The organism is Escherichia sp. XD33 (assembly GCF_019375075.1).
GTDB classification, from domain to species: Bacteria; Pseudomonadota; Gammaproteobacteria; order Enterobacterales; family Enterobacteriaceae; genus Enterobacter; species Enterobacter flexneri_A.
In genome coordinates this window covers 52060-71745 of the sequence record NZ_JAENDM010000006.1, presented here as the reverse complement: position 1 = coordinate 71745, position 19686 = coordinate 52060, and the positions used below count along the sequence as shown (strand labels likewise).

The following is a 19686-nucleotide window of genomic DNA, read 5'->3' as shown; positions in this document are numbered from 1 at the left end:
TCCTTAGCGTTTTGCCTGCCAGATACGAGCCTGATAATCGCGAATAGAGCGATCCGAGCTAAACATACCGCAGCGGGCGGTATTGAGGATCGCCGCGCGAGTCCAGGCCTCCTGGTCGCGGTACAGCACATCCACCTGCTTTTGTGCCTCTACATAAGCTGCGAAATCCGCCATCACCAGATACGGATCGCCGCCCTGTTTGCCGATACTGTGCAGCATCTGGTCGAAGGCATGCTTATCGCCGTCGCTGTATTTGCCGCTTTCCAGCTCTTTCAATACTGCGTCCAGCACCTTATCTTTCTTCCGCCATTTCACCGGGTCGTAGCCTTTGGCCAGAATTGCCTTCACTTGTTCCACGGTATGACCAAAAATAAAGATATTTTCTTCACCGACTTTCTCGGCGATTTCAACGTTCGCCCCATCCAGCGTACCGACAGTAAGCGCACCATTGAGCGCCAGTTTCATATTGCCGGTACCGGAAGCTTCTTTACCTGCAGTCGAAATTTGTTCGGAGATATCCGCCGCCGGGATCAGTTTTTCCGCCGCCGAAACGCAATAATCCGGCAGGAACACCACCTTCAACTTATCGCCAACCAGCGGATCGTTGTTGATCACGTCAGCCACTTTGTTGATCGCAAAGATAATATTCTTCGCCAGGTAGTAGCCCGGTGCCGCTTTCGCGCCGAAGAGGAAGACGCGCGGTACGCGATCAGCCTGCGGGTTTTCACGAATTTCTTTGTACAACGCCAGAATATGCAGCAGATTCAGGTGCTGGCGTTTGTACTCATGCAGACGTTTGATCTGAATATCGAAAATCGCCTGTGGATTGATCTCAATACCGGTACGAACTTTCACAAACTCCGCCAGACGGACTTTATTCGCCTGCTTGATCTCGCGATATTGCTGACGGAATTTCGCATCATCAGCGAATTTTTCCAGATTGATCAGCTGATCGAGATCGTTAGCCCACTCTTTTTTCAGTGATTTATCCAACAGAGCCGCCAGTGCCGGGTTGCACTGTTTGATCCAGCGACGTGGGGTAATACCGTTGGTGACGTTATGGAATTTGTTCGGCCATAGCTGGTGATATTCCGGGAACAGATCTTTCACCACCAGATCCGAGTGCAGCGCCGCAACACCGTTCACCGCGAAACCGCCAACCACACACAGGTTCGCCATATGCACTTGTTTATCGTGCACCACCGCCAGTTTGGCCCACACTTTTTCATCGCCCGGCCAGGTTTTCTCCACCAGCGTTTTAAAGCGAGTATTAATTTCGTTAATAATCTGCATATGGCGCGGCAGTAAGCCTTTCACCAGTTTCACCTCCCAGCGTTCCAGCGCTTCTGGCATCAGGGTATGGTTGGTGTAAGCGAAAGTTTTGCTGGTAATGGCCCAGGCGTCATCCCAGCTCATCTGGTGCTCATCGATCAGCACGCGCAGCAGTTCTGGAATCGCGATAGTTGGGTGGGTATCGTTCAGCTGAATAACTTCGTAATCCGCCAGTTCGTGCAGTTTACGCCCCGCCAGATGATGGCGACGCAAAATATCCGCTACCGAACAGGCACACTGGAAGTACTGCTGCATCAAGCGCAGCTTTTTACCGGCAGTATGGTTGTCGTTTGGATAGAGAACTTTGGTCAGTTTTTCCGCATTGATGCCCTGCTGTTCGGCACGCAGGAAATCACCGTCGTTAAATTTAGTCAGATCAAACGGATGCGCGTGCGTCGCCTGCCACAGACGCAGCGGCTGCGCCACGCCATTACGATAGCCGACAACGGGGAGATCCCACGCTTGACCGGTAATGGTAAACTCCGGCTCCCAGCGTCCGTCTTTCGTCACTTTACCGCCAATCCCTACCTGCACATCCAGTGCTTCGTTGTGGCGGAACCACGGGTAGTTACTGCGATGCCAGTCATCCGGCGCTTCAACCTGTTTGCCATCGACAAAAGACTGGCGGAACAAACCATATTGATAGTTCAGACCGTAACCCGTCGCAGACTGACCGACAGTTGCCATTGAGTCGAGGAAGCACGCCGCCAGACGTCCCAGACCACCGTTACCCAGCGCCGGGTCGATCTCTTCTTCCAGCAGGTCAGTCAGATTGATGTCATAAGCCTTCAACGAATCCTGTACATCCTGATACCAGCCGAGATTCAACAGGTTGTTGCCCGTCAGACGACCAATCAAAAACTCCATTGAGATGTAGTTAACATGTCGCTGATTCGCCACCGGTTTGGCGAATGGCTGAGCACGCAGCATTTCGGCCAGTGCTTCACTCACTGCCAGCCACCACTGGCGAGGAGTCATTTCAGCCGCAGAATTTAAGCCATAACGCTGCCACTGACGTGAAAGCGCTTCCTGAAATTGCTTATCGTTAAAAATAGGTTGTGACATAGGAGTTCCACTTTTCTTAGATTTTCAACACAACGTTATCGCTAGTTTGCCAGGCTCGATGTTGACCTTCCTCATCCTGCGGGGGATTAGGCAGGGAGGAGTTGCGGGGATGAGCAAGGAAATGTGATCTCAACCACTTAAAGCTAGTGCAAACCACAGGATTAGCAGCAAATCAATGCAATACAGCGCAGAAAATCTGTATCTAAGTGCAAAAAATGGCCGTTGCGTATTTTCAAAAAGCGGAAGGTAACTCTATAAATTAAGTAAAGGAGTGAAACAGTTTCATAAGTAAAATATCCAGTGTGCTCCATCTCATTCTTAATAGATTTATTAAGATCATCTTTTTAGATGGCACTTTCATCAGGAATGAAGAAGAAACCCTTGCTTAAATGAATCTGATGAACATAAGGGAAACCAGTATTCACGCTGGATCAGCGTCGTTTTAGGTGAGTTGTTAATAAAGATTTGGAATTGTGACACAGTGCAAATTCAGACACATAAAAAAACGTCATCGCTTGCATTAGAAAGGTTTCTGGCCGACCTTATAACCATTAATTACGAAGCGCAAAAAAAATAATATTTCCTCATTTTCCACAGTGAAGTGATTAACTATGCTGATTCCGTCAAAACTCAGTCGTCCGGTTCGACTCGACCATACCGTGGTTCGTGAGCGCCTGCTGGCTAAACTTTCCGGCGCGAACAACTTCCGGCTGGCGCTGATCACGAGTCCTGCGGGCTACGGAAAGACCACCCTCATTTCCCAGTGGGCGGCAGGCAAAAACGATATCGGCTGGTACTCGCTGGATGAAGGTGATAACCAGCAAGAGCGTTTCGCCAGCTATCTCATTGCCGCCGTGCAGCAGGCAACCAACGGTCACTGTGCGATATGTGAGACGATGGCGCAAAAACGGCAATATGCCAGCCTGACGTCACTCTTCGCCCAGCTTTTCATTGAGCTGGCGGAATGGCATAGCCCACTTTATCTGGTCATCGATGACTATCATCTGATCACTAATCCAGTGATCCACGAGTCAATGCGCTTCTTTATTCGCCATCAACCAGAAAATCTCACCCTGGTGGTGTTGTCACGCAACCTTCCGCAACTGGGCATTGCCAATCTGCGTGTTCGTGATCAACTGCTGGAAATTGGCAGTCAGCAACTGGCATTTACCCATCAGGAAGCGAAGCAGTTTTTTGATTGCCGTCTGTCATCGCCGATTGAAGCCGCAGAAAGCAGTCGGATTTGCGATGACGTTTCCGGTTGGGCGACGGCACTACAGCTAATCGCCCTCTCCGCCCGGCAGAATACCCACTCAGCCCATAAGTCGGCACGCCGCCTGGCGGGAATCAATGCCAGCCATCTTTCGGATTATCTGGTCGATGAGGTTTTGGATAACGTCGATCTCGCAACGCGCCATTTTCTGTTGAAAAGCGCCATTTTGCGCTCAATGAACGATGCACTCATCACCCGTGTGACCGGCGAAGAAAACGGACAAATGCGCCTCGAAGAGATTGAGCGTCAGGGGCTGTTTTTACAGCGGATGGATGATACCGGCGAGTGGTTCTGCTATCACCCGCTGTTTGGTAACTTCCTGCGCCAGCGCTGCCAGTGGGAACTGGCGGCGGAGCTGCCGGAAATCCACCGTGCCGCCGCAGAAAGCTGGATGGCCCAGGGATTTCCCAGCGAAGCGATTCATCATGCGCTGGCGGCAGGCGATGCGCTGATGCTGCGCGATATTCTGCTTAATCACGCCTGGAGTCTGTTCAACCATAGCGAACTGTCGCTGCTGGAAGAGTCGCTTAAGGCCCTGCCGTGGGACAGCTTGCTGGAAAATCCGCAGTTGGTGTTATTGCAGGCGTGGCTGATGCAAAGCCAACATCGCTACGGCGAAGTTAACACCCTGCTAGCCCGTGCTGAACATGAAATCAAGGACATCAGAGAAGACACCATGCACGCAGAATTTAACGCTCTGCGCGCCCAGGTGGCGATTAACGATGGTAATCCGGATGAAGCGGAACGGCTGGCAAAACTGGCACTGGAAGAGCTGCCGCCGGGCTGGTTCTATAGCCGCATTGTGGCAACCTCGGTGCTGGGTGAAGTGCTGCACTGCAAAGGCGAATTGACCCGCTCACTGGCGCTAATGCAGCAAACCGAACAGATGGCACGCCAGCACGATGTCTGGCACTACGCTTTGTGGAGTTTAATCCAGCAAAGTGAAATTCTGTTTGCCCAAGGGTTCCTGCAAACCGCGTGGGAAACGCAGGAAAAAGCATTCCAGCTGATCAACGAGCAGCATCTGGAACAGCTGCCAATGCATGAGTTTCTGGTGCGCATTCGTGCGCAGCTGTTATGGGCCTGGGCGCGGCTGGATGAAGCCGAAGCGTCGGCGCGTAGCGGGATTGAAGTCTTGTCGTCTTATCAGCCACAGCAACAGCTTCAGTGCCTGGCAATGTTGATTCAATGCTCGCTGGCCCGTGGTGATTTAGATAACGCCCGTAGCCAGCTGAACCGTCTGGAAAACCTGCTGGGGAATGGCAAATATCACAGCGACTGGATCTCTAACGCCAACAAAGTCCGGGTGATTTACTGGCAAATGACCGGCGATAAAGCCGCCGCTGCCAACTGGTTGCGTCATACGGCTAAACCAGAGTTTGCGAACAACCACTTCCTGCAAGGTCAATGGCGCAACATTGCCCGTGCACAAATCTTGCTGGGCGAGTTTGAACCGGCAGAAATTGTTCTCGAAGAACTCAATGAAAATGCCCGGAGTCTGCGGTTGATGAGCGATCTCAACCGTAACCTGTTGCTGCTTAATCAACTGTACTGGCAGGCCGGACGTAAAAGTGACGCCCAGCGCGTGTTGCTGGACGCATTAAAACTGGCGAATCGCACCGGATTTATCAGCCATTTTGTCATCGAAGGCGAAGCGATGGCGCAACAACTGCGTCAGCTGATTCAGCTTAATACGCTGCCGGAACTGGAACAGCATCGCGCGCAGCGTATTCTGCGAGAAATCAATCAACATCATCGGCATAAATTCGCCCATTTCGATGAGAATTTCGTTGAACGTCTGCTAAATCATCCTGAAGTACCTGAACTGATCCGCACCAGCCCGCTGACGCAACGTGAATGGCAGGTACTGGGGCTGATCTACTCTGGTTACAGCAATGAGCAAATTGCCGGAGAACTGGAAGTCGCGGCAACCACCATCAAAACGCATATCCGCAATCTGTATCAGAAACTCGGCGTGGCCCATCGCCAGGATGCGGTACAACACGCCCAGCAATTGCTGAAGATGATGGGGTACGGCGTGTAAGTTTAGCCGGATAACGCGCCAGATCCGGCTTACATCTCTGCATCATTCAATGCTCACCCGCGTTACGCCATCTGTTTCTATCAAACTAAACCGCACCGGCAAGAAACGCTCCACCACCGCGATATTGGTCAGCAGATGGCATGAGGGATGGGCGACCGTAAATTCCCCCGCGCCCGCCAGCGCCATCGGTAGCACCAGTTGGTCAGCAAGATATTCCCCCACCGCCGCCGTGCTTGCCAGGTAGCGTTTCACCTCTTTCACCAACTGTGCCGCAACCACCTCGGCACTGACGCGCTTTTCACCGACGACAAAAAAGCGTTCGGTGATATTTTCACTTTCGACTTCAAGCGAGACGGTATTACCCGGCCCCTGGTCGCGCGGCAGGTTATGAATATTCTGTTCATGCAGGGAAAAACTCCCCGCCAGTGTAGCGATTTCACGCTCAGCAACATGGCGCGGCACACCAGCTAATAGAACTTCTCCACGCATCTGCACAATGTTCCCGCGCTCGCCAAGTTGCAAGGTGTTAAACGATGCCACGGGCGAGACTTCCGTTGCCACCACACCGCCTCCGGCAGGGTAAAAACCGTGGCGTAACAGCGTGGTTTGCTGATGAATTCCCATTTTCGCCAGCAGCGGCTCCAGCACCCGGCGGATAAAATCCGCAGGTGGCGCCGACGGGTTATCGGTACCGCCGCTCACTTCAACACGCGAAGGTCCATCGGCAAACCACAGCGCGGGCAGCACAGTTTGCAGCACCAGCGTACAACTTCCGGCGCTACCGATAGCAAAGCGGTAATCGCCGCCCCGCACGGTGCCAGGCCGGAAGAGCAGACGCTGCGATCCCAGCTCCGCACCTTCCACCGTTGCCCTACAAATTTCCGCAGCCGCTTTTACCGCGGTCAGATGCTGGCGCAGCAGCCCCGGTTTCGCCCGTCCGGCTCGAATGCCAGTGATGGTAAATGGCTGGCCGGTTATCATCGACAGGCTCAGCGCCGAGCGCAGGATCTGTCCGCCGCCTTCGCCCTGTGCGCCATCCAGCACAATCATCCTTTTCATCATTTATCCTTTTACGCACACCACCTGACGCAGGGTGTAGATAACTTCCATCAGATCGCTTTGTGCCGCCATCACCGCATCAATATCTTTATACGCCATCGGGATTTCGTCGATCACTTCGGCATCTTTACGGCATTCCACATGCGCGGTGGCACGAATTTGATCTTCCACGCTGAACAGTTTTTTCGCTTTAGTACGGCTCATTACCCGCCCGGCACCGTGGCTGCACGAACAGAACGACTCTTCATTTCCCAACCCACGGACGATAAAGCTTTTCGCTCCCATCGAACCGGGAATAATTCCATATTGACCAGCACGCGCAGACACCGCGCCTTTACGCGTCACGTAGATCTCTTCACCAAAGTGCTGTTCTTTTTGCACATAGTTGTGGTGACAGTTGATCTCTTCCATCGCCAGCGTTTGTGGCTGTCTGACCGTTTTCTGCGTAATGCTCTGCAATGCCGTTACCACGTTTTCCATCATCGCATCGCGGTTAAGGCTGGCAAAAAGCTGCGCCCAGGCCACGGCTTTCAGGTAATCATCAAAGTATTCCGTACCTTCCATAAAGTACGCCAGATCACGCGACGGCAACGTTTCAAGCTGGTCCTGCATCTCTTTTTGCGCCAGATCGATAAAGTAAGTCCCGATGGCGTTACCAATTCCGCGTGAACCGGAGTGCAGCATAATCCACACCTGATCCGACTCATCAAGACAGATTTCAATAAAATGGTTACCCGTTCCCAGCGTTCCCAGATGTTTATAGTTATTGGTATTCAGGAAACGCGGATATTTTTGCGTTAACCACTGATAACCGGCTTCCAGCTCAGCCCATTTAGCATCGACGTTAACAGGTGGATTTTCCCAGGCACCTTTATCACGTTTACAACGGCCAGTGGTACGCCCGTGCGGCACGGCCGTTTCAATCGCCTGACGCAGCTCTGCCAGGTTTTCAGGCAGGTCTTCCGCCGTTAACGCGGTACGCAGCGCGTTCATTCCACAGCCAATATCCACGCCCACCGCCGCCGGAATAATCGCCCCTTTGGTCGGGATCACGCTACCAATGGTGGAACCTTTACCCAGGTGTACATCAGGCATTACCGCAATGTGTTTGAAAATAAACGGCATCTTCGCCGTATTAATAAGTTGCTGACGTGCATCGGCTTCTACCGGCACGCCTTTGGTCCACATTTTTACCGGGGCATTTTCAGTGGTCAGTAATTCGTAATTCATTTTGTTTTTCTCTTTTCGTTGTTTGCTGTCGTGATAATTGCAACCGTCGTGCCAGAAAATTAAATAAGCAGATTAATTTTTTAATTCATTGTTTTTAAATAGGTTAAATCTTTACGTCCGTAAACGGAGATTTTCCACAAAACCAATTCACCGATAATGAAATATCGTCTTTTATAAGGATATCTAAGATGCGTAAAACAGTGGCTTTTGGCTTTGTCGGTACCGTGCTGGATTATGCCGGGCGCGGCAGTCAGCGCTGGTCGAAATGGCTTCCGACACTCTGTTTATGCCAGCAAGAATCGTTGGTCATCGATCGACTGGAATTATTGCATGACGCCCGCTCGCGCTCGCTATTTGAAACGCTTAAACGCGATATCGCCAGCGTTTCGCCAGAAACAGAAGTGGTGAGCGTTGAGATTGAACTGCATAACCCGTGGGATTTCGAAGAGGTTTACGCTTGCCTGCATGATTTCGCCCGTGGTTACGAGTTTCAGCCAGAAAAAGAAGACTATTTAATTCACATTACCACCGGCACCCACGTCGCGCAGATTTGCTGGTTTCTGCTGGCGGAAGCGCGTTACCTGCCCGCCCGGCTGATACAATCTTCACCTCCGCGCAAAAAAGAACAGCCGCGCGGCGCAGGTGAAGTGACGATTATCGATCTCGATTTAAGCCGTTATAACGCCATCGCCAGCCGCTTTGCCGAGGAACGCCAGCAAACGCTTGATTTTCTTAAGTCCGGCATTGCCACGCGTAACCCCCACTTCAACCGCATGATTGAGCAGATCGAAAAAGTGGCGATCAAATCCCGCGCGCCGATTCTGCTTAACGGTCCAACCGGCGCGGGCAAGTCATTTCTGGCGCGACGCATCTTCGAGTTAAAACAGGCGCGGCATCAGTTTAGCGGCGCGTTTGTGGAAGTGAACTGCGCCACCCTGCGCGGCGATACCGCCATGTCGACGCTGTTTGGTCATGTAAAAGGCGCGTTTACCGGGGCGCGGGAATCTCGTGAAGGTTTATTACGCAGCGCCAACGGCGGAATGTTGTTTCTTGATGAGATTGGCGAACTGGGCGCAGACGAACAAGCAATGCTGCTAAAAGCCATTGAAGAGAAAACCTTTTACCCGTTTGGCAGCGATCGCCAGGTGAGCAGTGATTTTCAGCTTATCGCCGGAACGGTGCGCGATTTGCGCCAGCTGGTTGCCGAAGGCAAATTCCGCGAAGATCTGTACGCGCGGATCAATCTCTGGACCTTCACCCTGCCGGGGCTACGCCAGCGCCAGGAAGATATTGAACCTAACCTGGATTATGAAGTGGAGCGCCACGCCTCACTCACCGGCGACAGCGTGCGTTTTAACACCGAAGCGCGGCGTGCCTGGTTGGCTTTTGCGACCTCTCCCCAGGCAACATGGCGCGGTAACTTTCGCGAACTTTCTGCCAGCGTCACGCGGATGGCCACCTTTGCCACTAGCGGACGCATCACTCTGGACGTGGTTGAAGATGAGATAAACCGTCTGCGCTATAACTGGCAGGAGAGCCGCCCCTCCGCGCTTACGGCGTTGCTGGGCGCAGAGGCAGAAAACATCGATCTCTTCGACCGTATGCAACTGGAACACGTTATCGCTATCTGCCGCCAGGCAAAGTCGCTTTCCGCAGCCGGACGCCAGCTTTTTGACGTTTCGCGCCAGGGCAAAGCCAGCGTCAATGACGCGGATCGGCTACGCAAATACCTGGCGCGTTTTGGTCTGACGTGGGAAGCCGTGCAGGATCAGCACAGCTCCAGTTGAATATGGTGGTCCGTCAGCACCTGCATCACGCTTACTGGCGGCGGGGCGTCGGTGTAGACGGCATCTACCATGCTGATGCTGCCCATATTGACCATCGCGTTACGGCCAAATTTCGAGTGATCGACAACCAGCATAACGTGGCGCGAGTTCTCAATAATGGCGCGTTTGGTGCGAACTTCGTGGTAATCGAACTCCAGCAGCGAGCCGTCGCTATCGATGCCGCTTATCCCCAGAATGCCGAAATCAAGGCGGAACTGGGAGATAAAATCGAGCGTCGCTTCGCCAATGATCCCGCCATCGCGGCTGCGTAATTCGCCACCGGCGAGAATAATGCGGAAATCTTCTTTTACCATCAACGTGTTAGCAACATTGAGATTGTTGGTGACAATACGCAAATTGCTGTGATTAAGCAGCGCGTGCGCCACCGCTTCCGGCGTGGTGCCGATATCGATAAACAGTGTCGAGCCATTGGGGATTTGCTCCGCCACTTTGCGGGCAATCCTCTCTTTTTCTTCGGTCTGGGTGGCTTTACGATCGTGCCACGGCGTGTTAACCGAACTGGAAGGCAGCGCCGCACCGCCATGGTGACGCAGGATCAGGTTTTGCTCCGCCAGCTCATTGAGGTCGCGGCGAATAGTCTGCGGGCTGACGGAGAAGTGCTCCACCAGCTCCTCGGTACTGACATAACCCTGCTGTTTAACCAGTTCGATAATACCGTTGTGACGTTGTGTTTGTTTCATTTCTAAATCCCTGGAATTATTTTCGTTTTCGCGCATTGAGCGAATCAACAAAAGCCATCGCTAAACCCACGGCTAACCCGGCGATGTGTGCTCCGTTCGCCATCGACATCCCAAACAAATCAAACCATCCGGCGACAATCCAGATCAGCGCAAAGATAATTAACCCACGTTGCAGGTAAATGCCACTTTGCGGATCGCGTTCGCCACGTAGCCAGACGTAGCCCATCAGCGCATACACCACGCCAGAAAGCCCGCCAAACCACGGCCCGCTGAATTTTTGCTGCACATAGCCGCTTAACAGGGCGCTAATGAGAGTAATAACAATTAGCTTACCGCTACCGAGGCGTTTTTCCACCGCGCCGCCGAGATACCACCACCAGAGCAGGTTAAAGAGGATATGCATCAGCGAGAAGTGCATTAACGCGTGGGTGAAGTAACGCCAGAACTCAAATTTCAGTGTTGGATCGAATGGCCAGGCCAGCCATAACATCACTTCCTGATCGCCGAGAATTTGCATGGCGATAAACACCACCACGCAGGCGATCATCATCACCCAGGTTACCGGACCTGCGCGTTCACGCAAGGCAGCAAAGAAAGGATAACGGCGATAATGCAGGCCACTGCCGGTATGACCCGCCTGCCAGCTGGCCGCCAGATAACGCGGATCTGCCGGGTTTTCGAGAAAACGCGCCAGCTCCGCCCGCACGCGCTCGGCCTGGGACTCATCCGCCAGCCAGACGTCGCTTTGGTTATGTTGTTGAATCGTGAGGATAACACCCTGCGTCGCCATGTAATCAACAAACGCCTGCGCCACGCGGGGGTTAGCAAAAGAGGTAATCATCAACATCGTTGCTGTCGCTTATTCCACACAAAAGGGGACAGTATAAAGCGTTACGCGCCGTACGCCACCTCTGCGGGAAACTGTCGCTGCCAGGCTTCAAAGCCGCCGTCAATGCTATAGACCACATCGTAGCCCTGTTGCAGCAGATACTGCGCCGCCCCTTTGCTGCTATTGCCGTGATAACACATCACCATCACCGGAGTGTCAAAGTCGTTATCACGCATAAACGCGCCCAGCGTGTCGTTGGTTAAATGGAAAGCCTGCACCGCATGCCCCATAGCGAAACTCTGTGGATCGCGAATATCGACCAGCACCGCCTCTTTTTCCTGCAACTTCTGGTGCGCGTCGGCAACGTTAATACATTCGAACTGATCCATGCGTCTCTCTTTCTTTACAAACAAGTGGGCAAATTTACCGCACAGTTTACGTCGAAGCGGCAGATAAACGCCATAATGTTATACATATCACTCTAAAATGTTTTTTCAATGTTACCTAAAGCGCGATTCTTTGCTAATATGTTCGATAACGAACATTTATGAGCTTTAACGAAAGTGAATGAGGGCAGCATGGAAACCAAAGATCTGATTGTGATAGGTGGCGGCATCAATGGTGCTGGTATCGCGGCAGACGCCGCTGGACGCGGTTTATCCGTGCTGATGCTGGAGGCGCAGGATCTCGCTTGTGCGACCTCTTCCGCCAGTTCAAAACTCATTCACGGTGGCCTGCGCTACCTTGAGCACTATGAATTCCGCCTGGTCAGCGAGGCGCTGGCTGAACGTGAAGTGCTACTGAAAATGGCCCCGCATATCGCCTTCCCGATGCGTTTTCGCCTGCCACATCGTCCGCATCTGCGCCCGGCGTGGATGATTCGCATTGGTCTGTTTATGTACGATCATCTGGGTAAACGCACCAGCCTGCCGGGATCAACTGGTTTGCGTTTTGGCGCAAATTCAGTGTTAAAACCGGAAATTAAGCGCGGATTCGAATATTCCGACTGTTGGGTAGACGATGCCCGTCTGGTGCTCGCCAACGCCCAGATGGTGGTGCGTAAAGGCGGCGAAGTGCTTACTCGTACTCGTGCTACTTCTGCTCGTCGCGAAAACGGCCTGTGGATTGTGGAAGCGGAAGATATCGATACCGGCAAAAAATATAGCTGGCAAGCGCGCGGCCTGGTTAACGCCACCGGCCCGTGGGTGAAACAGTTCTTCGACGACGGGATGCATCTGCCTTCGCCTTATGGCATTCGCCTGATCAAAGGCAGCCATATTGTGGTGCCGCGCGTGCATACCCAAAAGCAGGCCTACATTCTGCAAAACGAAGATAAACGTATTGTGTTCGTGATCCCGTGGATGGACGAGTTTTCCATCATCGGCACCACCGATGTGGAATACAAAGGCGATCCGAAAGCAGTGAAGATTGAAGAGAGTGAAATCAATTACCTGCTGAAAGTGTATAACGCGCACTTTAAAAAACAGCTTAGCCGTGACGATATCGTCTGGACCTACTCCGGTGTGCGTCCGCTGTGTGATGATGAGTCCGACTCGCCGCAGGCTATTACCCGTGATTACACCCTTGATATCCATGATGAAAACGGCAAAGCACCGCTGCTGTCGGTATTCGGCGGTAAGTTGACCACCTACCGCAAACTGGCGGAACATGCGCTGGAAAAACTGACGCCGTATTATCAGGGCATTGGCCCGGCATGGACGAAAGAGAGCGTGCTGCCGGGTGGTGCCATTGAAGGCGACCGCGACGATTACGCAGCTCGTCTGCGCCGTCGCTATCCATTCCTGGCTGAATCGCTGGCGCGTCATTACGCACGCACTTACGGCAGCAACAGCGAGCTGCTGCTCGGCAATGCGGGGGCGATAAGCGACCTCGGGGAGGATTTCGGTCATGAGTTCTACGAAGCGGAACTGAAATACCTGGTGGATCACGAATGGGTCCGCCGCACCGACGATGCCCTGTGGCGTCGCACAAAACAAGGCATGTGGCTGAATGCGGATCAACAATCTCGTGTGAGTCAGTGGCTGGTGGAATATACGCAGCAGAAGTTGTCGCTGGCGTCGTAAGGATGATGCCCGGTTGAAGTGCAACCGGGCTATTTGGATTCCTTAGACTATTCATTGTAAATAATTGAATAACGGCCCCTGAGCTAAAATCGCCAAACTTAAGCACGTTACCCAATCGCCCCACTTCTTCCTCTGGTTTCTATTTTTTCTGCACCAATGGCAATAATATCCCAATGCAAAACCAAGCTGTGCACTAATCGGGCCGACAAAATCAGTCCAAGGCTGCGGCCAAAAAGGGGAAAAATTCAGGGGAGGCCAGACAAACGTCAGAAAGAAATTTCGGATATTTTCCAGCAACGCTGATTTCTCTGGAGAAATATAAAGAATGAAATTCGAGAGAATTAACCAGAAATAGACCGGCGAAAAGACCAGCCAGCAATGCAGTCTGTTTTTTAATTCAGGAGGCGTTCTGCGGGAGAATTGCCAACCGATGCCAGCCATTACACTGAAAAAAAGTGCATATTCAACCATTAACTCAAGTTGTAATTCCTGAAGAGAAATACGCACAACCAGGAGCGGAAAGGAGAATATTATTTCTGCCAGAAAAGTTAACGTGAATATAAGTACGGCTAAGACAATAACCGTCGGCCATACCAATAATGGCACGATAACAAAACCGAGAATTACAGGGGGAATATAAAGCCGGAATTTAATCATTTTTATTTTCCTGGTGATTCGGATGATGCGTCATACATCGCGCATAAACACTCATCAATTATCCAGTCGTCTACCCAGACCTGATGCTGTGTGCCCTGTTCTGGCTGCTTTGGTGGGTTCTCAATCGCCTGCCGCGCGCGTTCTTTCAAGATGGATTGATTGTTGAAGGCCCAGGCATTGATTTGGGTGGTAATGACGTTATCGATATCGTCCTGGTTATCTCTGATATAATCCTCACAATATCTGTTCAATAAACAGGCAAGAGAAACGGTCGACCAAAAGCCGGGAACTGAATTAATGGCATCCAGCAATGGCGCAAGAGCGATATCGGCACGGAAAAACATTTCCAGCATATACTGTAATTCGACAGTTTCATCGCCGGATACCCAATCAGTCATATACTGGCAGGCAAATCGTTGCAAAATTTTCCATTCATCCTCACGCCAATTTTCTTTACTGGCAAGGTTGATACGGCGCAGAGAAAAAACTACGTGAATATTGTCAAAATGCCCCTGTGCAACAAATTCCAGTAAACGCGGCAGAAAATAGCGGACCTCATCGCTATTTTGCGGATCAGGCCCTGGGCTACTATTCCAGGCATTGATTAAGGAATACGGGATCGCTCGTAACGATGTACTCCGTAATGCCTTTTGTTCCTGCTGACTCAGGCAATATTCACAACAAACCACAAATTTCTGCGGCACCGGATAACGACGAAAAATATGATAAATCTGCTCAATTAATGCCTGCATGGCGGGGCTGGGTTGCATAATTACCCCCTCGCCCGCTGATCGCGTGTAAACGGTTGATAAACAAAACGAGCATTCGCCACGTTCAGGCGAATAATGGCACTACGAGAGAGGGAAAAGCTGGGGCGAATGCAACTATTGCAGTCTCGACAGCTTTCTTCAGCGCAATTTTCCACTGTGTAATAACGAGCGTAGAGTTTCAGTTCCGCTTGCTTATCACGAAATCCGCGTAAACTGTTATCGTTATGAAATTTCCAGGCATCTTTAAAGACCTGAAAAATGTAGATATCCTCAATCCAGGACTCACATTTTTTTAGCGGGCGCTTTGCTATGATCACCCGCTCATCCGGGTTTAGCATCGCCGTAAATTGAACGGTGAGGTCATTTGTCGTGTTCAGATCACATTGAACATCTGGTACATCACTGATATAGGGGTCAAATCCAAAGTCAGCACCACAGGCACAAAGACGGCTAATGGTGGCGGTATCGAGGGAAAATCCCGGCCATACATTGCTGGACGTTAAGCCAATATTTAATGTGACATTATATCGAAGCAATCCCTCAAGACCGTCAGCACCGACGAACTTTTCCCCTTCATCCAGGGCCTGGTTAATGAGTTGCTGAACAATGCCTTCATCCCAGTATGCCGATTTGCAGTTGGCAATCGTAATATCCACGCCTGTGAAGGGATCAGTACCGGCAAGGCTTGCAAATAATGTATTAACTAATTCCATTTTTATTATCCAGCTTTAAGGTAGCGTCTTATACATCGGGACATAACCTACATCTTCCACCAAACTCTGTCCCTGCGGCGTTAAAAACCACTCCAACAATTTTTGTGTCTCTGACGTCGTATTTTCCCGCGTTACCATAAAGGCATCGACGATATAGGGATATTTGCCGTTGCGAATGTTTTCGGCAGTCGGTGCAATACCGTTAATCGCTAGCAGTTTTATATTTTTATCGTCGTTCATTTGTGTTGCGTAATAACGGAAGGTGTAACCTATTGCGTTGTTTGTATTACGGTATTCGGCAACGACTTTAATCATTCCCTCCATCATACTTGCCACTTCTGTTTCCTGCGGCGAGATCATGCGGACATTTTTCATGACCTGGGATTGCATCACCGTCTGGCTACCAGAGTCTTCCGGGCGTTGCCAGGTCTGGATCTCCTGATCGTTACCGCCAACCGTGCGCCAGTTGGTAATTGCACCACTGAAGATGTCACGCACTTGTTGTTCGGTCAGGGAATTAACCGGGTTATCTGCATTGACGATGAAAACAAACGCTTCACGGGCAAAAGGCGTGTAAATCAAAGTGACGCCCGATTCCTCCGCGCGTTTTTTCTGCCCACCGGAAGGTTGAGCCACAAAGATAATATCGGCATTACCTTTAACAATCTTGTTATATGCTTCGGGAGTACGAGAGTTCGCCAGATATTCCCATTCGTGAAAATCTTCCGGCAAAACGCTTAGTGCATAAAAGGCAGAGGCATAAATGGGGTACGCCGCCGTTGCGCCATCAAGTCGCGGCCAGTTTTGCGTGAACTGAATTTGCGGTTTACCACGCAGTGGTGTCAGTTGATTATTGAGTTTATCGGGTCGCCAGGCCCAGGTATCAATATTTTCACGCACACCGACGCCGGGATTAAGCTGTTTATATAAATAAGCCTGGTAACCGGCGACAAAACCAAGCATGAGAAGGATAAACAAGAGAGAATTACGGCAACGTAACCCGGACGTGCCCGTTAAAGGATATCTGGTCGGCCAGCCGTACCCCAGCGAAAAACTGATATGCGCGCCAACAGGTATAATGACTAACCACCAGTACTCACCACCGACTAATGAGGCTAACAAAACGCCCAGCCAGGGGAGCATAAGATCAGCCAACCAACCCGCTCCCATCTGGCGAAATTGATAATCTGCCAGATGCAGCGCGATTATCCAGACCCCCAGGGTTAATAATGCGGGTACTAAAAAAAGACATTGTCGCCAGACGGCTATTTCTCTTTTTTCTGGTGCACTATCGTCCGCCCACACTCGCCCCGAGAAAAATAGCATTAATGCGCCCAGCGCCAGCATAAAAATGTTGAGCAGAAGGTAAATTGTTGGCGTGATAAGGATATTACAAACTTCAATAATACCGGCAAGTCCGACACCCAGCATGGCAATAACCGCCGCCAAAAATTGCGCCAGTATGGGGATGCCGAAAAAAGTCATTATCAGCGAGGTCAAAATCCATTTTCTATTTGGCATCATTCTGTCCTTTCTTCCTGAATGACGGAATTATACTCCCCGAGAACCCTCGCCCCCTCTGGACACTTTTCCGAAATAAAGGCGAAAAAAACGGGACCTTGTGGCCCCGTTCTGTTTTTTAGCGAACTTACAATCTCACCGGATCGATATGCCAGATATGATCGGCGTACTCTTTGATAGTACGGTCAGAAGAGAAGTAGCCCATATTGGCAATGTTCAGCATCGCTTTTGCGGTCCACTCTTCCTGAAGCTCGTAGAGTTCGTCGACTTTATCCTGACAATCGACATAGCTGCGATAATCCGCCAGTACCTGGTAGTGATCGCCGAAGTTGATCAGCGAATCAACCAGATCGCGATAGCGACCCGGATCTTCCGGACTGAATACACCGCTGCCGATTTGCGTCAGCACCTGATGCAGCTCCTCATCTTTCTCGTAGTATTCACGCGGTTTGTAGCCCTGACGACGCAGTTCTTCCACTTCTTCCGCTGTGTTACCAAAAATAAAGATATTGTCAGCACCGACATGATCCAGCATCTCGACATTCGCACCGTCCAACGTACCGATAGTCAGCGCACCGTTAAGCGCAAACTTCATGTTACTGGTGCCGGAAGCTTCCGTCCCTGCCAGCGAAATCTGTTCAGACAGATCTGCCGCCGGAATGATCAACTGCGCCAGGCTAACGCTGTAGTTCGGGATGAACACGACTTTCAGCTTATCGCCAATCTGCGGATCGTTGTTGATCACTTTCGCTACGTCATTGATCAAATGAATAATGTGCTTCGCCATGTAATAGGCCGAAGCCGCCTTACCGCCAAAAATATTCACGCGCGGTACCCACTTCGCATCCGGGTCGGCCTTGATGCGGTTATAGCGGGTAATCACATGCAACACATTCATCAATTGACGTTTGTATTCGTGAATACGTTTGATTTGTACATCGAACAACGCCTTTGGATTCACCACCACATTCAGCTGCTGGGCGATATACTCTGCCAGACGCTTTTTGTTCTCCAGCTTCGCCTGATGCACAGCGTGATTAACCATTGGGAAATCACAGTGTTGTTGCAGCTCATTAAGCAGGCTAAGGTCGGTGCGCCAGTTACGGCCCAGGTGTTCGTCCAGCACGGCTGAAAGCGATGGGTTCGCTACCGCCAGCCAGCGACGCGGCGTCACACCGTTGGTGACGTTGGTGAAACGACCCGGGAATATTTTCGCAAAGTCGGCAAACAACGATTGCACCATCAGATTAGAGTGCAGTTCCGATACACCGTTAACTTTGTGGCTCACCACAACCGCCAGCCAGGCCATACGCACACGACGACCGTTGGATTCATCAATGATCGACGCCCGTCCCAGCAGATCGGTATCGTTCGGATACTGTTCCTGCAAGGTTTTCAGGAAATAGTCGTTGATTTCAAAGATGATCTGCAGGTGACGCGGCAGAATTTTACCCAGCATATCAACCGGCCAGGTTTCCAGCGCCTCGCTCATCAGCGTGTGGTTAGTGTAGGAGAAGACCTGACAACACACCTCAAACGCGTCGTCCCAGCTAAATTGGTGCTCATCGATCAGCAGACGCATCATCTCAGGAATCGACAGCACCGGATGGGTATCGTTGAGATGAATCGCGATTTTATCCGCCAGGTTATCGTAGGTTTTATGCAACTGATAATGGCGGCTTAAAATGTCCTGAATGGTCGAGGAAACCAGGAAGTATTCCTGACGCAGGCGCAGCTCACGCCCGGAGTAGGTGGAGTCATCCGGATACAGTACGCGAGATACGTTCTCGGAGTGGTTTTTATCTTCCACTGCCGCGAAGTAGTCACCCTGGTTGAATTTACCGAGGTTAATTTCGCTACTGGCTTGCGCACTCCACAAACGCAGCGTGTTGGTCGCGTCGGTGTCGTAACCAGGGATTATCTGATCGTAAGCGACTCCCAGAATCTCTTCGGTTTCAATCCAGCGCGTTTTTTTACCTTCCTGCTGAATGCGACCGCCAAAACGGACTTTATAACGCGTGTTGTGGCGTTTGAATTCCCAAGGGTTACCGTATTCCAGCCAGTAGTCAGGCGACTCTTTCTGGCTACCGTTAACGATGTTCTGCTTGAACATACCGTAGTCATAGCGGATGCCGTAACCGCGCCCCGGCAACCCTAACGTCGCCAGAGAATCTAGGAAGCAAGCCGCCAGACGTCCCAGGCCACCGTTACCGAGGCCCGGGTCATTTTCTTCATCAATCAGCTCTTCGAGATTTAACCCCATCGCTTCCAGTGCGCCCTGTACATCTTCGTAAATTCCTAGCGACAACATGGCGTTGGAGAGCGTACGGCCAATCAAAAACTCCATCGACAGGTAGTAAACCTGACGAGTTTCTTGCGACAACTGGGCACGGTTTGAACGTAACCAGCGCTCCACGAGACGATCGCGCACAGCAAATAACGTTGCGTTCAGCCATTCATGTTTATTGGCGACGACCGGGTCCTTTCCAATCGTAAACATCAGCTTGTAAGCGATAGAGTGCTTAAGAGCTTCTACGCTAAGCGTGGGCGATGAATATGTAAACGGAGCATTCATATAGGCG

General features: G+C 51.3%; 14 protein-coding genes. 3 read left to right on the top strand and 11 right to left on the bottom strand.

What is annotated here, in order from left to right:
* Positions 1-3: 3 nt before the first annotated feature.
* On the bottom strand, positions 4-2397 hold the full coding sequence (malP, locus tag K0778_RS05815) for a maltodextrin phosphorylase (protein ID WP_001411461.1): 2394 nt from the start codon (positions 2395-2397) through the stop codon (positions 4-6).
* A gap of 611 nt (positions 2398-3008) precedes the next feature.
* On the opposite strand from malP, the gene malT reads away from it, so the two are divergent.
* Positions 3009-5714, top strand: a complete 2706-nt coding sequence (malT, locus tag K0778_RS05810; RefSeq protein WP_000906961.1) for an HTH-type transcriptional regulator MalT — start codon at positions 3009-3011, stop codon at positions 5712-5714.
* A 42-nt stretch (positions 5715-5756) separates the two neighbouring features.
* Here the strand turns inward: malT and rtcA are convergent, their stop codons facing one another.
* A complete protein-coding gene (gene rtcA / locus K0778_RS05805) occupies positions 5757-6773 on the bottom strand; it encodes an RNA 3'-terminal phosphate cyclase (protein WP_001618921.1) in 1017 nt (338 codons plus the stop codon).
* A gap of 3 nt (positions 6774-6776) precedes the next feature.
* Positions 6777-8003 (bottom strand): RNA-splicing ligase RtcB, encoded by a 1227-nt coding sequence (rtcB, locus tag K0778_RS05800; protein ID WP_153449064.1) that lies wholly within the window; start codon positions 8001-8003, stop codon positions 6777-6779.
* A 188-nt stretch (positions 8004-8191) separates the two neighbouring features.
* Between rtcB and rtcR the strand changes: the two genes are divergently transcribed.
* On the top strand, positions 8192-9790 hold the full coding sequence (gene rtcR / locus K0778_RS05795) for a DNA-binding transcriptional regulator RtcR (protein ID WP_001618923.1): 1599 nt from the start codon (positions 8192-8194) through the stop codon (positions 9788-9790).
* Here the strand turns inward: rtcR and K0778_RS05790 are convergent.
* From K0778_RS05790 to glpE, 3 genes are read right to left on the bottom strand one after another with little or no spacing between them, the layout of a single operon-like run.
* Positions 9772-10530: a DeoR/GlpR family transcriptional regulator gene (locus K0778_RS05790; RefSeq protein ID WP_000815099.1), complete on the bottom strand. Its 759-nt coding sequence runs from the start codon at positions 10528-10530 to the stop codon at positions 9772-9774. The genes rtcR and K0778_RS05790 overlap by 19 nt on opposite strands.
* Positions 10531-10546: 16 nt before the next feature.
* Positions 10547-11377, bottom strand: a complete 831-nt coding sequence (glpG, locus tag K0778_RS05785) for a rhomboid family intramembrane serine protease GlpG (protein ID WP_000928723.1) — start codon at positions 11375-11377, stop codon at positions 10547-10549.
* 44 nt (positions 11378-11421) lie between these two features.
* On the bottom strand, positions 11422-11748 hold the full coding sequence (glpE, locus tag K0778_RS05780) for a thiosulfate sulfurtransferase GlpE (RefSeq protein WP_000371928.1): 327 nt from the start codon (positions 11746-11748) through the stop codon (positions 11422-11424).
* Between the two features lie 189 nt (positions 11749-11937).
* On the opposite strand from glpE, the gene glpD reads away from it, so the two are divergent.
* A complete protein-coding gene (gene glpD / locus K0778_RS05775; RefSeq protein ID WP_001401234.1) occupies positions 11938-13443 on the top strand; it encodes a glycerol-3-phosphate dehydrogenase in 1506 nt (501 codons plus the stop codon).
* A gap of 51 nt (positions 13444-13494) precedes the next feature.
* Here the strand turns inward: glpD and K0778_RS05770 are convergent, their stop codons facing one another.
* From K0778_RS05770 to glgP, 5 genes are all read right to left on the bottom strand, one after another.
* A complete protein-coding gene (locus K0778_RS05770; RefSeq protein WP_000589359.1) occupies positions 13495-14100 on the bottom strand; it encodes a hypothetical protein in 606 nt (201 codons plus the stop codon).
* Positions 14101-14102: 2 nt separating this feature from the next.
* Positions 14103-14870, bottom strand: coding sequence for a hypothetical protein (locus K0778_RS05765; protein ID WP_001183144.1), 768 nt, complete (start codon positions 14868-14870; stop codon positions 14103-14105).
* Positions 14871-14872: 2 nt separating this feature from the next.
* Positions 14873-15583, bottom strand: a complete 711-nt coding sequence (locus tag K0778_RS05760; protein WP_000424548.1) for a hypothetical protein — start codon at positions 15581-15583, stop codon at positions 14873-14875.
* 15 nt (positions 15584-15598) lie between these two features.
* Positions 15599-17107: a PstS family phosphate ABC transporter substrate-binding protein gene (locus K0778_RS05755; protein WP_122987001.1), complete on the bottom strand. Its 1509-nt coding sequence runs from the start codon at positions 17105-17107 to the stop codon at positions 15599-15601.
* Between the two features lie 124 nt (positions 17108-17231).
* A complete protein-coding gene (glgP, locus tag K0778_RS05750; RefSeq protein ID WP_000993449.1) occupies positions 17232-19679 on the bottom strand; it encodes a glycogen phosphorylase in 2448 nt (815 codons plus the stop codon).
* Positions 19680-19686: the final 7 nt, after the last annotated feature.

What these genes read in the sequence shown, in the direction of transcription:
- K0778_RS05765 (WP_001183144.1), bottom strand. Translation starts at nt 14,870, where the DNA reads ATGCAACCCAGCCCCGCCATGCAGGCATTAATTGAGCAGATTTATCAT.
- glpD (WP_001401234.1), top strand. Translation starts at nt 11,938, where the DNA reads ATGGAAACCAAAGATCTGATTGTGATAGGTGGCGGCATCAATGGTGCT.
- glpG (WP_000928723.1), bottom strand. Translation starts at nt 11,377, where the DNA reads ATGTTGATGATTACCTCTTTTGCTAACCCCCGCGTGGCGCAGGCGTTT.
- K0778_RS05770 (WP_000589359.1), bottom strand. Translation starts at nt 14,100, where the DNA reads ATGATTAAATTCCGGCTTTATATTCCCCCTGTAATTCTCGGTTTTGTT.
- rtcR (WP_001618923.1), top strand. Translation starts at nt 8,192, where the DNA reads ATGCGTAAAACAGTGGCTTTTGGCTTTGTCGGTACCGTGCTGGATTAT.
- rtcB (WP_153449064.1), bottom strand. Translation starts at nt 8,003, where the DNA reads ATGAATTACGAATTACTGACCACTGAAAATGCCCCGGTAAAAATGTGG.
- K0778_RS05790 (WP_000815099.1), bottom strand. Translation starts at nt 10,530, where the DNA reads ATGAAACAAACACAACGTCACAACGGTATTATCGAACTGGTTAAACAG.
- K0778_RS05755 (WP_122987001.1), bottom strand. Translation starts at nt 17,107, where the DNA reads ATGATGCCAAATAGAAAATGGATTTTGACCTCGCTGATAATGACTTTT.
- glpE (WP_000371928.1), bottom strand. Translation starts at nt 11,748, where the DNA reads ATGGATCAGTTCGAATGTATTAACGTTGCCGACGCGCACCAGAAGTTG.
- malP (WP_001411461.1), bottom strand. Translation starts at nt 2,397, where the DNA reads ATGTCACAACCTATTTTTAACGATAAGCAATTTCAGGAAGCGCTTTCA.
- malT (WP_000906961.1), top strand. Translation starts at nt 3,009, where the DNA reads ATGCTGATTCCGTCAAAACTCAGTCGTCCGGTTCGACTCGACCATACC.
- K0778_RS05760 (WP_000424548.1), bottom strand. Translation starts at nt 15,583, where the DNA reads ATGGAATTAGTTAATACATTATTTGCAAGCCTTGCCGGTACTGATCCC.
- glgP (WP_000993449.1), bottom strand. Translation starts at nt 19,679, where the DNA reads ATGAATGCTCCGTTTACATATTCATCGCCCACGCTTAGCGTAGAAGCT.
- rtcA (WP_001618921.1), bottom strand. Translation starts at nt 6,773, where the DNA reads ATGAAAAGGATGATTGTGCTGGATGGCGCACAGGGCGAAGGCGGCGGA.